We start from the raw sequence: 12,961 nt of genomic DNA on the forward strand, positions 1-12,961 counted from the left end.
GCAAACGTGGTGCGCTCCGCCCAGGTCAGGTGTTGCGGTGCAGTGTCATCGGATCGGCTCGCGTGTCGGCTCGGCGAGCCTGCGTAGGGCCTTTATGGTCACCGGGCCTGCGACCTGCGGGCATGCGGTCGACGGACGGAATCCACCCATCGGGGCCGCCGCGTGGGGCTTCGGACATTCGGGCCTGTCGCCGGCAACGCGCGGGTGGATTTGGTGGCGACCTCGACCGTGCTCGGTCTGACAATTTCCGGCGGTGCGAATCCGCTCACCCGGCCCTCGTGGCGAGCGTGCTCAGAAAGGGACGTAAAATCGCGACATCGGCGATCGGCCTGTCAGGGGCCGGGTCGCCTGATCGCAGGTGGAGCGACTGAGGTGGAACGGGGCCACAATGGTCGATCAGCATGGTTCGCAGTCGGATGTGCCGCCACGGTGGGCGGTACCGGTCCCAGGCTGGAACGGCGGCAATTCCGATGTTGCATACCTGGACAAGACGCTCAGGTACGGCGATGTCGAAACTGCTCTGGACGAGAGCGTCAGCGTTCGGGTGCTGTTCTGGATGGGGCTGAACGCCACCGTCGCGAGCGCAGTTGTCTTCTTGGTCTTCCTCGCTTTCGCGTTGTTCGTGGCGGCCGCTGGCAGCGAGAGCTCCGCCGAAGGGCTTATGCTTTTCGGATCGCTGGTTTCCGTCATCAGCTTCGCTGTGGTGCTGCTGGGGATGCGTGTTCCCGAGCCGGTCGCGGAATGGCGGGTTCTTCTCGCTGACCGGGCTGACAGCGCGACGTCGACCTATAGTCAGATCGCCGGTGCGCTTCGGATGCGCAGGATGCCGATCAACCCTGAGGTAAGGCCGTTCCAAACCGGGTCGCCGCGTGACGGTGTGCGCTATCGTCTCGTGTTGCAGGAGAACTTCTACGTCACGTACGTCTCGGTCTTCGCGTACGGCACGAGCCTGTATCTCGGCTGGATGATGTGGCGCTCGCGCCGCGGCGGTCAGTTGATATGGCAGTTCTATGCCGACCTCCTCGGCGGCGTGCTCGGGCGCAACGGTCCTGAGCTGCGTATGCTGCGCACCGAGCGCCCGAGGGCCATGCGGGAGGCTGTGCACGCCGCCTGTAGGGAAGGGCTGTTCGTCGCCTACGAGCAGCGCGACGTGCCGCTCGAGTTCGGTTTCCCGCACCCGCACGAACGCAGCAGCATTCCGACGGCGCCGAGCACGGCACCGTCCCCCTTCCAGCCGCCTCTCGTTCAGCCGCCTCTGGTCCAGCCGGCGCCCCGACCGTCACAGCAGATCCACCAGTCGGGGCCGAGCTGGCCGGATACATCACACCAGGCAGCGACGTACGCTCCGATGCCGCAGCATGATCCCGTCACGGCTGACCAGCAGGCGTTCCCACCGCCGCCGTTCCCACCGCCGCCGTTCCCACCGCCTCCGTCCCCGCCTCCGAGCGAGGTACCGGAAGGCGGGCCCGGGTGGGCTTCTGAGCGCGCCTCGAGCTGGCCGCCGGGTGCCCCGGTCGGGCCGGATACCGGCAACGTGTTCGGTCGCGGGAACGACGGCGATGACTACCGGACGAGATGACGGCGTCCACGTGGTCTCCGGCGCCGCGGGTGGTCACTGGGCCTGGGCCGCCGCGGAGGTCGAGCCGGTCAGGCCGGTAGGGGTCGGTGCCGCCGAGGCGGCTGCGGCGGAGCAGGTGTGGCTGGCCGGGCTGTGGGATGTCGCCGGCCCCATGCGTTTCGAGGTCCGGTACATAGCCTTCCCGGGCTCGGAGTGGTTGACCTGTGTTCTGCTCGCGCAGACCTACGACCTCGACCGGCGCTCCGCCGTCCGCCGGGCGCTGACGCTGCGGGACCGGCTGGCCGCCGCGCCGGCCCATGTCCGCGTCACGCCGGTGCTCGACTCGGCCGCGGTCGCGTACCTGCTGGCTCCGCTGCGCCCGCGCGGCGAGGGAATGGTCGAGATCCGCAAGGCTGTTGCCTGGTCCTGGTCGCGGCGGGCGGAGCGCAGGGCGTGTGTCGCCGTCTCGCCCTACACCGGCGGCGGCGACTGGCAGGCGATCTGGGAACAGCTGCTGGCAAGGCCGGAAGGCACGCTGCTGGGCGTCTGCATCGAGCCGTACCGGCTGAAGCCGGGTGAGAAGGCGGCGTTGGCAACACTGGCCGGGCAGTACGCCGCCCTCTCCAGGGACGCCACGTCGCCGGTGAGTCCGCGGCCGTTCCCCGCGGACCAGTTCGCCGTGGCGGCGCGGCCGCTGTACGAAGCGGCGGTGCGCCGCTACGTCGACCAGGTCTTTCGCGTCCGGATCTCACTGGCGTCCGCCGCGCCGATCGGCTCGGACCTGGGCGAGCGGGCTGCCGCAGCCATCACTCCGGCGGTGGCGGGCACCGGGTTCGCCGGCGGGGCGGCGGTTGCCCGCCCGCTGGGCGACGAGTTGCACACAGCGTGGACCAACATCACGACGATGAGCCTCGACTGGCTGGACCGCACCTATGCCCTGGGTGTCCCACCGGGCACCATGGCCTCGGCGGAGCGCTTCCTCACGGAGATCGCCGACCTGACCGAGACCGCGGCCGTGTTCCGGTTGCCGCACGAGGCCGCTGGCCGCCGTCCACTGTTCGACGGGCCGCTTCGGCGCCGGACGGCGGCCGAAGGCGTCGGCGCTCCCTTCACCGTGGTCATCGCCCACGACGAGTCCGACGAGCGGGCGGCCAGCCTCGTCGAAGGGCACCTGACGCTGGCGGGCCTCCACCCCTGGCGGGCGAACGTCGATCTGCTCGGAGGGGCCGACCGCCGGCTCGAGATGCGGCGGACGATCCGGCAGAGCGGCTTCGTCCTGGTGTGCCTGTCAACGAGATCCGTAGACCAGGCCGGGGATCTGCACCGGCAGCTTCGCCTGGCACTCGACGTGGCCGAGGAGATGCCGGAAGGCCGAATCTTCGTCGTACCGGTCCTGCTGGACGAGCACTGCGCGCTGCCCGTCCGGCTCGACCATCTCGAACCGGTTCGGTTCTACCAGCCCGACGGCCCGGAACGCCTGTTGCGGGCGCTCGGTGTCGGCGCGCGCAGTGCACGGACCAGCTGACGGAAACCGCCCGGCCTGAACAGGTCGACCCCCTGGTACTCCTGTAGAGCCGATGGGGGGTCGCACTCGTCGAGTCGCGCGGGCACGATGAACACCTCGTGGTCGGGTAGTTCGTCCGCGTGATCGAGCGCGATCCTGATCTCACGGTGGAGCTGGCTGGGTCGGGCCAGCGCCGCGGCTGACAGGCACGGCACGAAGAAGTCGCAGTCCAGCACCGCGCGGCGAACGGCCAGATCCCGCCGGGAGCCCCCGGTCACCTGCTCGGAGCCGACCCACGGGGTGAGGCCTTCCTCCGTCAGCAGGTCGGCCAACGCCTGGACCTTGCCCTGGTCTGCCCGGTCATGTGACAGGAACACGGTCGGCGGTGGCGCTGGCAGCAGTGATGACGTGCGGGCCGGGGCGATTGGTGACCCCGTGGCATCCCCTGGCCGGCCGGCCACATGGCGGTCATGAAGATCGAGGAAGACGGGATTGGCCGGGTAGCGGACGAGGACAGCCGCCAGCAGACGCCGGCAGGGCTGGGCGACCACTCCGGCCTCAAGCGTCTGGAAAACCTCGAACCAGGCGTGCTCCGGGGTGCTGTGGAACGACGGTAGGCGTGTCCGCGGGACGTCGATCTCGACGAGCAGCATCTCCGCCGACGTCCGGTCCGGCGCGACGGCTGCCAGTGCCGTCCGGAACCGTTGCAGGTCCTCCCGGCTCAGGGGGAGATCGCCAGCTGGCCAACCGGCGGGCGGCGCCACGGGCGGGGGAGCCGTTCGCGGGAAGTCCGGCGTGCCCGGCACGTTCGTCGTCACGATGTCACCGTTCTCCCGTCGGCCTCGCGCAGGCAGCCCGGCGCTCGATGCCAGTATCGGGTGAGAACGGGACGGATCTCGACAACAAGCCTCGCGTCGCTCGCCTCCCGACAGGTCGTCAGTCGTGTGGGTCGTCCGGGTAGCGCACGGTCACGCCGCCACCGCTCGAACCGACATCGATCCGGCTCGGGCTGGACGGATCGTGGCGAACGCCGCTGGTGCGGACCGATCCGCCGCTCGACGAGGCGTGGATGTCGTACGGCTCGCCGGTGTCGGGCACCACCACGGTGACCCCGCCGCCCGACGATCGCACCACCGCGTCGCTCGGGGGCGCGGCGAAGGTGAGGCGCACACCGCCGCCGCTCGACGACACGTCGACCAGCTCGGACCGCAGGCGCTGGCCGGTGATCCCGCCGCCACTGGAGCGAAGGCGCAACGGCCCGCGCACGTCGTCGACCCGCACCCCACCGCCGGACGACGACACGTCGATCGCGCTGTCGATCCCCTCGACACGCACGCCACCGCCCGAGCTGCGGACGTGGACCACGACGTCGGCGGGCACACGGATCGTGTAGTCGACGCCGCACCACTGGCTGAAGAAGGCGTGACACGATGCCTGGACCGTGAGTTTTTCACCGTCGACCCACGACTCGTTCGTCGGCTTCCGCAGGCCGTAGGTGACCTTCGCCTCGACCACGATCTCATCGGCCTCGGATGCCACGATGCGTGTGCTTCCGGCGCCGTTGCGCACGTCGAGCGAGCGGACATCCTGAGTGAACACGCCACGCGTGCTTGAGCGGTCGACGGCCCACAGCTGCATGTACGAGAAGGCGCCGTACACGAGCGTCGTGACGGCGACGATGCTGCCGAGAGCGATCCAGGCCGCGCGTGCACCGGAGCGATTCGAAGGCCGCGTCGCCGGGCCTGGTCGTGTTTCTGTGATCACGGGGCCCCCAGCCACTGGAGTACGGCGAGCACACGGCGATGGTCGTGGTCGGTGGGTGCGAGGTCGAGCTTCGCGAAGATGCCGCGAACGTGCTTTTCGACCGCACCGTCGCTGACGACGAGGTGACGAGCGATGGCGCCGTTGGTGCGGCCCTCGGCCATGAGCTGCAGCACCTCGCGCTCGCGGGCGGTGAGCCGGTCGAGCGGATCGCGGCGGCGGCTGCGCGCCAGCAGCTGCGTGACGACCTCGGGGTCGAGGACCGTGTCACCGTCACCGACCCGCCGCACCGCTTCGACGAAGTCGCCCACATCGGCCACCCGATCCTTCAGGAGATAGCCGAGCTTCCCGTTGTCGCCCGCGAGCAGGTCGGTGGCGTAGCGCTCCTCGACATACTGCGACAGGACGAGGATGCCCACGCCGGGCCAGCGGCGACGGACCTCGATCGCGGCACGAACCCCTTCGTCGGCGAACGTCGGCGGCATGCGCACGTCGACGATGGCCAGATCGGGGGCGTGCCGCTCGACCGCCTCGACCAACTGCGCGGCGTCACCCACCGCCGCGATCACTTCTTCGCCGGCGTCTGCCAGCAGGCGGATGAGACCGGCGCGCAGCAGCACCGAGTCCTCGGCGATCACGATCCGCATGGCAGCTCGACGAGAACCGAGGTCGGCCCGCCTGGCGGGCTCAGCACCTGCATCCATCCGCCGAGCCCGCGCACCCGTTCGTCGAGGCCCTGCAGGCCGGTTCCCCCGGCCAGGGTGGCGCCACCGCGGCCGTTGTCGCTGATGTCGATCACGAGCAGGTCGCCGCGCCGGGCTATCGACACCTTCGCCGCCGAGGCCTGCGAGTGTTTCGTGACGTTGGTGAGTGCTTCGGCGACGATGAAGTACGCCGCGCTCTCGACGGTGGAAGGTGGTCGGGGGTCGACCGTGATGTCGAGTTGAACGGGGATCGGGCAGCGGGCTACCACCGCGGACAGTGCCGCGTCGAGGCCGCGGTCCTCGAGTATCGCCGGGTGGAAGCCCCGGACGAGATCACGCAGCTCGGCCAGCGCGGCCTTGGCTTCCTGGTGTGCGTTGGTGACGAGCTGGCGGGCGCGTTCGGGGTCCCGGTCGAACTTCTCCCGGACCATGCCAAGGTCCATCGCCAGCGCGACGAGTCGTTGCTGCGCCCCGTCGTGCAGGTCACGCTCGATGCGTCGCCGCTCGGCCTCGGCGCTGTCGACCGCGGCGGACCGCCCGGCCTCGGCCGAGGTGCGGCTGGCCTCGAGCCGCGTGACCTGCTCGCGCAGCTCGGTTTCGGGCGAGGGACCGAGGAGCGCGCGAACGATCAGACCATCGGCCGTCGTGAGAGCGACGGTTGCCCAGGGGGCGGCGACCAGCAGCCCGATGGCCCCGGTGACGCCGCCGGCGAGCGCGCCACCGACGCCGGACAGCTCGAACAGGCCGAACTCGGCGCTGTCACCCGGCAACGCACCGAGGTAGAGCGGCAGGATCAACAGCGCGAAGGATCCGCTCCACACCGTGGTCAGCACCGCGAGCCGGATCACTCCGATTGGCATCAGCAACAGGCAGTAGGCGATCTCGCGCCAGCGGCTGCCGGACCTGGACCGCTGACCGAGGCGACTCAACCAGTTGCGACTGGTGAACGGTGCGTGCGGTGACGGTAGGTGTATGTCGAGCAGGGCGGAGGCCCGCGACCGCTCCAGTGTTCCGATGATGTCGGCGCTGACGAACAGCAACCAGACGAACGGCAGCGCTACCGGAAAAACGATCAGCAGCGAGGCGGAGACGGCCAGAAGTGTGATCACAAGGACGAACGAGACCATGCCGATGAACAGGTCGAGCACGCCGTGCACGACGCCGTACCACGTACGCACCGTTCGCCACGGCGAGAGCAGCTTCCTGACCATGTGCTCACCGTAAGGAAATCGCTCACCAGGATGCCATCCCGCCTGCCGCCGTCGTGAGAGTAGGGATTTCCCTACTCGCGGCTGCCGGCCCGGTCCCGTGACGGGTGGCGGTGCGACGTAGGCTGATCAGCCATGTCGGCGCAACCACTGCAGGAACTTGTCGAGCCAGGCTGGGCCCAGGCCCTCGAACCGGTGGCCGACCGGATCGCGGCCATGGGCGACTTCCTTCGGGCGGAGATCGCCGCGGGCCGCACCTACCTTCCGGCCGGCCCGCATGTGCTGCGGGCCTTCCAGCAGCCGTTCGACGAGGTGCGGGTGCTGATCGTCGGGCAGGATCCCTACCCGACGCCGGGGATGGCCATCGGCTACAGCTTCGCGGTGGCTCCCGAGGTGCGCAGGCTTCCCGGCAGCCTGCAGAACATCTTCCAGGAGCTGAGCGCGGATCTCGATCTGCCCAGGCCCGCCAACGGCGACCTGACACCCTGGACGAGTCAGGGCGTCCTGCTGCTGAACAGGGCGTTGACGACCGCGCCGCGCCAGCCCGGCTCGCACCGGGGCAAGGGCTGGGAGCAGGTCACCGAGCAGGCGATCCGGGCGCTCGCCGGGCGGGGCAAGCCGCTGGTCGCGATCCTGTGGGGTCAGGACGCGCGTAGCCTGCGGCCGTTCCTGGACGGTGCGGCGGTGATCGAGTCCACGCACCCGTCGCCCCGCTCTGCGGACCGTGGCTTCTTCGGGTCCCGGCCGTTCAGCCGGGCCAACGACCTGCTGCTCCGGCAGGGCGCGCAGCCCGTCGACTGGCGTCTGCCGTAACCCTGGCCTGCCTCAGCCCTGGCCTGTCTCTTTGGATCCGAGGCAGGCCAGGGCGTCAGGTCAGCTACCGGGTCAGGTCACGTGCCTGGTCAGCAGCTGGTCGTGGCGAGCAGGTCGAGCGACACGGCTTCCGCCATCTTCTGGTAGCCGGCCAGGCTGGGGTGCAGGTTGTCCGGCGAGGCGTAGGCGGGCAGCAGCTGGGACGGCTTCGCCGGGTCGCGCACGGCGGTGTCGAAGTCGACCACACCGTCCGCCAGGGTCTGGGTCCGGACCCAGGTGTTGATCTGTTGCCGGTAGTTCTCGCTGTTCGGCGCGAGGAATGTGCCGTCGACGATCGCGTTGGCCGCGGGCGTGATCGTGCCAAGCCAGATCTTGAGGCCGGCGGCGTGCGCCTTTGTGATCAGCTCGGTGTAGGCGTCCGTGATCTGCTGCGGGGTGACGCCGTTGCCGAGCCCGAGGTCGTTGATGCCTTCCAGGACCAGGACTCCGGCGACACCGGGAATGTCCAGCGCGTCGGCCTGGAAACGTGACAGGCCGCTGGGCCCGGCGAAGGAGATCAGGGTGCCGAGGAGCTGGTTGGAGCCGATTCCGGCGTTGACGACCGAGACGGCCAGGCCGGCTGCGTTCACCCGCCGCTGCAGATGGTCGGGGTAACGGCCGTTCTTGTCGGCCACGCTCTTGTCCGCCGGAATGCTCACCGGGCTTCCGCCGACGAAGCCGTCCGTGATGGAGTCACCGAACGCCACCACCGACCGGGCGCTGGCCTGCACGTCGAGCCCACTGACGTAGAACCAGCTGAGCGTCTTCTCGGTGAAACGCGAGTCGCTGGTCTGCGTCGTGAGGTCACCGACGCCGGCCCTCGTGTAGTAGGAGGTCGCGTTCGCGTTCCAGTGCCGGGTCGGCGGGCTGGTGGTGGCCGGCAGGTACATGCTGATCGTCAGCGGCGTGAACGTCTCGACCGCCAACGCGACCGGGTCACTGACGATCTCCTGGCCGGCGGGCACGGTCACGGAGGCCGAGCCACCGAACGTGACCTCCACCGGAGTCCCGATCGCGGCGCCGCTGCGCTGCGGCGCGGCCGTCACGTGGGCGAAGGCCAACGGGCTGGTGCCGAACCGGTTGCTCAGGTGGATCCGGGCCGATGACCCGCTCAGGTGCGGTGTGATCACCGTCCGCAGCGTCTGCCTGGTCAGCCGCTCGGGAATGAGCCCGAGGGACGGGTCGACGAACGACGAGGCGTCGGTGGGGCTGGCGGCCCAGCTGGCCACCCACTGCTCGGCCCCGCAGGTGCCGGTGGCGGCAGCGGAGACCGACGTGGCGCCGGCACCGGGGGCCGCCAGCCCGGTACCCGTCACGGCTAATCCGAGGGCCGCCACGACGATGGCGGCCTTTCGTGACCTCATGCGCATGCTCACTTGTCTCCTTCTCGCGCCTGCCGTCTGATGGCCGAAGGCTGTTTGATGGCCGAAGTCGCGTCCGGAGCGCAATGGCGAGTGGGCCGAACAGCCATGCCAACGGCCGGGGATGCCCCGTCTCGTCACCCCGCGTCCGGCATGGAAGCTATTACCGCCGGAATTTTCTCGTCAATGCCTACTACCCGTTGGTGCCTGAATTCTTGCGTGCATGGCGGAGTTTGCCGCATGTCTACTTCGGTGCAAACCGGTGGTGGGCGATCTCATCGGGAAGAAAAGTGGGACGTGGGCATCCCGAAAGTCTCACAATTAAATCGAGCCTCGATCGTCCCGATTTCGACCGTGGTCGGTGCGGAAGGACACAGGGCAGAGCGGGCCCGGATTTCGGGTGATCACGTTGACGCTGGTCGTCATGCGCGGTGGCACATCGGTTACTAGTGTCGCGGCGGTGGGATGGCCTGCGGCGGGGGCGGTGCTGGGTGTGGAGCGTGAAGCGTTGCGGCTGCCCTCCCTCCTGGCCAGCGTTGCCGTCGCCGAGCGGTGGGCGTGCCGGTTGGCGGCGGAGTCCCGCCTGGCTGCCGACGACTGCGAGTGGCTGGCGCTGGCGCTGGCGGTGCGCGAAGCCGTGGCCAACGCGATGATCCATGGGAACCGTCTTGATCCGGCCCTGCCGGTTCGACTGCTCCTCGACCGCGCCGCATACCAGATCACCGTGACTGTCAGCGATCAGGGTCGGGGATTCACCCCTCGCGTGGCGAGTGATCGGGAGGTGAACCTCACGCCGTCGGGCCGGGGGCTGGTTCTCATCGCCCGCGGCGTCGACGCCATGGAGGTCGTCCGCCGCACCGATCCACCGCGATGCGACGTGGTCCTGGTGAAACACCTACCGGTCAACCTGTCCCCGAAGATCAAATGATCTGCTGTACATCACCAAACTGATGACGGTCTTCGAAATCCACGACGACGAGAAGGAAGCCGTCGCCGGCATTCTGAGTTGTCCGGCGGGATGCGGTGGCGGGTTACGGTACGTTCGTGTTCTGATCGGCTCACGTGGTGGCGGCCGCCGCGACCACGGCCACCTCTCGAAGAGTTGAGGATTTCGGCGTGCCGGGAGCCCGTCGCGGCATCCCTGGCTTCGAGCTTCCGCTGCCGCGACTGCTTGCGTGCCGCGACTGCTTGCGTGCCGCGACTGCTTGCGAGCAAGAAGTGAGGATTTTGGCTGCTGCAGCAGCCAAAATCCGCATTTTTTGCGGATTGTCGAAGGATTCTCTGCCCCGTCTGTCGCTATTGGCGTCAATCGCTGGTGCTGTGTGGCGGTGCGGAATCCTCGGTGGGTCGCCGTGCGGCGGTGAGTGCGGACCGCCAGGTCGATATCGGCGGCCGGTTCCGCAACTTCTCAGCGTCGGCGGGTGGCGAAGTGGTGGGCCATGGCCTCGAGCAGGCGGGTGTCGAACCGCAGGTCGGCGCAGGCCCCGACGGCCTCGGTGAGGTGGTGGTGCATGAGCCGTTCCGCCTCCGCCCGGCCGTAGGCGCGCACCGCGTTGACCTTGCCCGTGTCGTGGCCGGTGTCCTTGCCGAGCAGGTCGTCGGCGGCGGTGAGGTCGAGCACGTCGTCGCGGATCTGGAAGACGATGCCGGCGTGGCGGGCGTACCGCTCGACCAGGCTGATCTCCCGATCCGGCCGGCCCAGGAGCATCATCAGGGGGACCAGCGCCGCCTCGATCGACGTCGAGCTCTTGAGCCGGTACATCTCGAGGATGTCCGTGCCGGTGACCGGGCGGTCGTCGGCCCGACGGGCGAGATGCAGGTCCAGGTTCTGGCCGCGGCACAGGCGCTCGGGGCCGAGCGTGGAGCCGGCGTAGGCGACGACCTCGACGACCCGCACCGGCGGGAAGTGCTCGTGGAGGCGGGCGAGCTGACCGAACCCCGAGGAGATCATCGATACGGCGGCGAGCTGCACGCTGCCCTCGTCGAAGACCCGGTGCGCGGTGGGACGTCCGCGCCGGGTCGTCGCGTTGTCCTGAGCGGGCAGGTCGTCGAGCAGGAGGCTGGCGGTGTGGAACAGCTCCGATGCGGCCAGGAGAGGCTCGATGGCGCGGGTCGGCACCCGCAGCCCTTCGGCCAGCATGAGGGTGAGCACGGGGCGCAGCCGCTTGGCGTGCCCGCCGAGCGCGTAGGCCCGGATGGCGTCCAGGTCGTGGGGTGATGTCTCGGCGGGCTGACTGGTTCCGGCGGGTTGGCTGGTGTCGATGGGCTCGCGCGTGCCGGCGGGTTGGCCGGTGCCGGTCGGTTGGCCGGTGCCCGCGGGTTGGCCGGTGCCGCCGGGCTGGTTGGCACTGTGCACGATGTGGTTGATGTGGCCGAGCCGGTCGGCGGTGAAGGTGCGGACGTCGACAGCGGCGGGATCGCGCCGGCTCAGGATCTGCTCGCTGCGCAGGCGTAGCCGGGTGTCGGTGGTCTCCAGCGCACGCACGGCGGACGCCCGCAGGCCGGTGGCGGTGCGCAGGAACCGGGCGATCTCGGTGGTGACGTCGTAGCGGCGCAGGAGCCGGGCGGCACGAGCCGGATCGGCGGCGAAATGCTCGGCGAACTTGCCGGCGCCGAAATGCTCGAGCGCGTCGCAAACCCCCGGATCGGCCTGGAACACCTCGGCGGCGACATAGGCCCGGTAGGCGAACAGGTCGTACAACGGATCGCTGTCGGTCACCTCAGGTGGTGCGGTGAACGGGGTCAGCCGGCCGGCCGCCGTGTCCTGTTCTACGTCCCGCAGGTCGTCGCTGAACTGGCTGAGGAACTTCAGGAGCAGGGCCCGCGTGTAGAAACCGTCCGGAAGCTCGCGGCGGCCCAGAATGTTCGCCACGATCCGACTCATGCCAGCCTTGATGAAGATATCCGGATACAGGACGCGTATCCCCTGGGCGCGGACGTCATCGGCCGTTCGGGCGGCGTCGCGGTCCTGGGCCAGATACATGGCCTGGGCGGCGCGGTAGAGATTCCGGTGTCGGTCGAAGGGATAGTGCGTACGCATCAGGTCGTAGAGGCCGCACAGTTCCTCAGCGAGCGGATGGTCGGGCAGGGCCGCCGTGTCGACGTCCTCCCCGGTGGCCAGGGCGTGGGTCAGCAGCCGGTGGTAGCGCTCGCGGTCGGGTGGCGGGAGCCGGTCGTGCGGCACGTCGTGGAACGAGTCGTCGACGATCGCGTACGCCGCACCGTAGGCGTAGCCGGCGGTCAGCAGCCGGGTCAGGTGGGCGACGCGGACGGGCTGGTCCGCGTCCAGGGTGTCGTAGGCGCCGATGGCCAGCACCCCGGCGAGCGTTCGCACCACCTTGCCCATCGCCCCGGCCGCGACGACGTCCTCGGGCAGCGCGTGGTGCAGCCGGTTCAGCCGTTCGGTGAGCCGGTCGACCTCCGGGACCCGGTCGAGCTCGGGCAGGTGGCGCACGAGTGACCGGGCCACGCCGTGAACGCCATGTCGCTCGTCGATGTCCGCGACGATGCGGCGCGCGCTGGGCAGGCGGACGTGCGTCCCGTCGACGATGCGTGCCATGACCTCGGGGGAGGGCACCTCGCCGAGGTTGTAGACGGCGAAGTAGTTCACCTCGTGGGTCAGCCGCTCCCGTTCGTCGGCGCGCCGGCGCGCGGACAGCCGTGTCGACCACCGTTCCGGCGCCAGGGCCTGCGGTGCGCGGACGAGGTGGCGGTGGTGGCGGTGGCGGTGGCGGTCGGCGACGCGTTCCAGCTCACGGGTGCAGGCGTTCACATGTTCGGCGACCCGGTCCGGGTTGCGGTCACGCCAGCGGTAGTAGTCGTCCAGCGTCCGGTGGACCCCGGCGTCCAGCCGCGGCGCCGCCAGGTCGTCCGGGCCGAACAGGTATGGCGCGACGATCCCCGGCGACGCCCCGCCCGACCGGGCCGCCGCCGGTTCCGGCTTCGGTCGCGGTTCCGGTTCCGGTTCCGCCTGTTTGTCCACACAGCCCATGCTGGGGACGTCGCCGCCTCCG

The 12,961-nt window shown here is 69.7% G+C and carries 10 protein-coding genes; 4 read left to right on the plus strand and 6 right to left on the minus strand.

Features of this window, described 5'->3' with window-relative positions; translation table 11 throughout:
- Positions 1 to 556: 556 nt before the first annotated feature.
- Positions 557 to 1,579 (plus strand): hypothetical protein, encoded by a 1,023-nt coding sequence (locus tag FREUN1FDRAFT_RS39565; protein ID WP_198144263.1) that lies wholly within the window; start codon positions 557 to 559, stop codon positions 1,577 to 1,579.
- A complete protein-coding gene (locus FREUN1FDRAFT_RS07415) occupies positions 1,560 to 3,083 on the plus strand; it encodes a toll/interleukin-1 receptor domain-containing protein (protein ID WP_006539367.1) in 1,524 nt (507 codons plus the stop codon). Before FREUN1FDRAFT_RS39565 ends, FREUN1FDRAFT_RS07415 begins: the two co-directional genes overlap by 20 nt.
- Here FREUN1FDRAFT_RS07415 and FREUN1FDRAFT_RS07420 read toward each other — a convergent pair.
- From FREUN1FDRAFT_RS07420 to FREUN1FDRAFT_RS07435, 4 genes are all read right to left on the minus strand, one after another.
- Positions 3,011 to 3,880: a toll/interleukin-1 receptor domain-containing protein gene (locus tag FREUN1FDRAFT_RS07420; protein ID WP_006539368.1), complete on the minus strand. Its 870-nt coding sequence runs from the start codon at positions 3,878 to 3,880 to the stop codon at positions 3,011 to 3,013. The two genes, FREUN1FDRAFT_RS07415 and FREUN1FDRAFT_RS07420, sit on opposite strands and share 73 nt — an antisense overlap.
- Positions 3,881 to 3,998: 118 nt before the next feature.
- On the minus strand, positions 3,999 to 4,661 hold the full coding sequence (locus FREUN1FDRAFT_RS07425; protein ID WP_157474414.1) for a hypothetical protein: 663 nt from the start codon (positions 4,659 to 4,661) through the stop codon (positions 3,999 to 4,001).
- Between the two features lie 161 nt (positions 4,662 to 4,822).
- The gene (locus tag FREUN1FDRAFT_RS07430; protein WP_006539370.1) at positions 4,823 to 5,470 is read right to left on the minus strand and encodes a response regulator transcription factor; all 648 of its coding nucleotides are present in this window, start codon (positions 5,468 to 5,470) and stop codon (positions 4,823 to 4,825) included.
- Positions 5,458 to 6,738 carry a sensor histidine kinase gene (locus FREUN1FDRAFT_RS07435; protein ID WP_006539371.1) on the minus strand — a complete coding sequence of 427 codons (1,281 nt, stop codon included), beginning with the start codon at positions 6,736 to 6,738 and terminating at the stop codon, positions 5,458 to 5,460. Before FREUN1FDRAFT_RS07435 ends, FREUN1FDRAFT_RS07430 begins: the two co-directional genes overlap by 13 nt.
- Before the next feature lie 132 nt (positions 6,739 to 6,870).
- On the opposite strand from FREUN1FDRAFT_RS07435, the gene FREUN1FDRAFT_RS07440 reads away from it, so the two are divergent.
- Entirely contained in the window at positions 6,871 to 7,548 is a 678-nt protein-coding gene (locus FREUN1FDRAFT_RS07440) for a uracil-DNA glycosylase (RefSeq protein WP_006539372.1), read from the plus strand.
- A gap of 89 nt (positions 7,549 to 7,637) precedes the next feature.
- Here the strand turns inward: FREUN1FDRAFT_RS07440 and FREUN1FDRAFT_RS07445 are convergent, their stop codons facing one another.
- The gene (locus FREUN1FDRAFT_RS07445) at positions 7,638 to 8,951 is read right to left on the minus strand and encodes a GDSL-type esterase/lipase family protein (RefSeq protein ID WP_035950611.1); all 1,314 of its coding nucleotides are present in this window, start codon (positions 8,949 to 8,951) and stop codon (positions 7,638 to 7,640) included.
- Positions 8,952 to 9,348: 397 nt separating this feature from the next.
- On the opposite strand from FREUN1FDRAFT_RS07445, the gene FREUN1FDRAFT_RS07450 reads away from it, so the two are divergent.
- Complete coding sequence (locus tag FREUN1FDRAFT_RS07450) at positions 9,349 to 9,876, plus strand: ATP-binding protein (RefSeq protein WP_006539374.1); 528 nt, start codon at positions 9,349 to 9,351, stop codon at positions 9,874 to 9,876.
- Positions 9,877 to 10,356: 480 nt separating this feature from the next.
- On the opposite strand, the gene FREUN1FDRAFT_RS47635 is transcribed toward FREUN1FDRAFT_RS07450, so the two are convergent.
- Positions 10,357 to 12,930 carry a polyprenyl synthetase family protein gene (locus FREUN1FDRAFT_RS47635; protein WP_157474416.1) on the minus strand — a complete coding sequence of 858 codons (2,574 nt, stop codon included), beginning with the start codon at positions 12,928 to 12,930 and terminating at the stop codon, positions 10,357 to 10,359.
- Positions 12,931 to 12,961 lie beyond the last annotated feature (31 nt).

The sequence above is a fragment of the Parafrankia sp. EUN1f genome, assembly GCF_000177675.1.
Classification (GTDB): domain Bacteria; phylum Actinomycetota; class Actinomycetes; order Frankiales; family Frankiaceae; genus Parafrankia.

Coding starts and splice junctions, on each gene's coding strand:
- FREUN1FDRAFT_RS39565 (WP_198144263.1), top strand. CDS start 557: ATGGGGCTGAACGCCACCGTCGCGAGCGCAGTTGTCTTCTTGGTCTTC.
- FREUN1FDRAFT_RS07415 (WP_006539367.1), top strand. CDS start 1,560: ATGACTACCGGACGAGATGACGGCGTCCACGTGGTCTCCGGCGCCGCG.
- FREUN1FDRAFT_RS07430 (WP_006539370.1), bottom strand. CDS start 5,470: ATGCGGATCGTGATCGCCGAGGACTCGGTGCTGCTGCGCGCCGGTCTC.
- FREUN1FDRAFT_RS07435 (WP_006539371.1), bottom strand. CDS start 6,738: ATGGTCAGGAAGCTGCTCTCGCCGTGGCGAACGGTGCGTACGTGGTAC.
- FREUN1FDRAFT_RS07440 (WP_006539372.1), top strand. CDS start 6,871: ATGTCGGCGCAACCACTGCAGGAACTTGTCGAGCCAGGCTGGGCCCAG.
- FREUN1FDRAFT_RS07445 (WP_035950611.1), bottom strand. CDS start 8,951: ATGAGGTCACGAAAGGCCGCCATCGTCGTGGCGGCCCTCGGATTAGCC.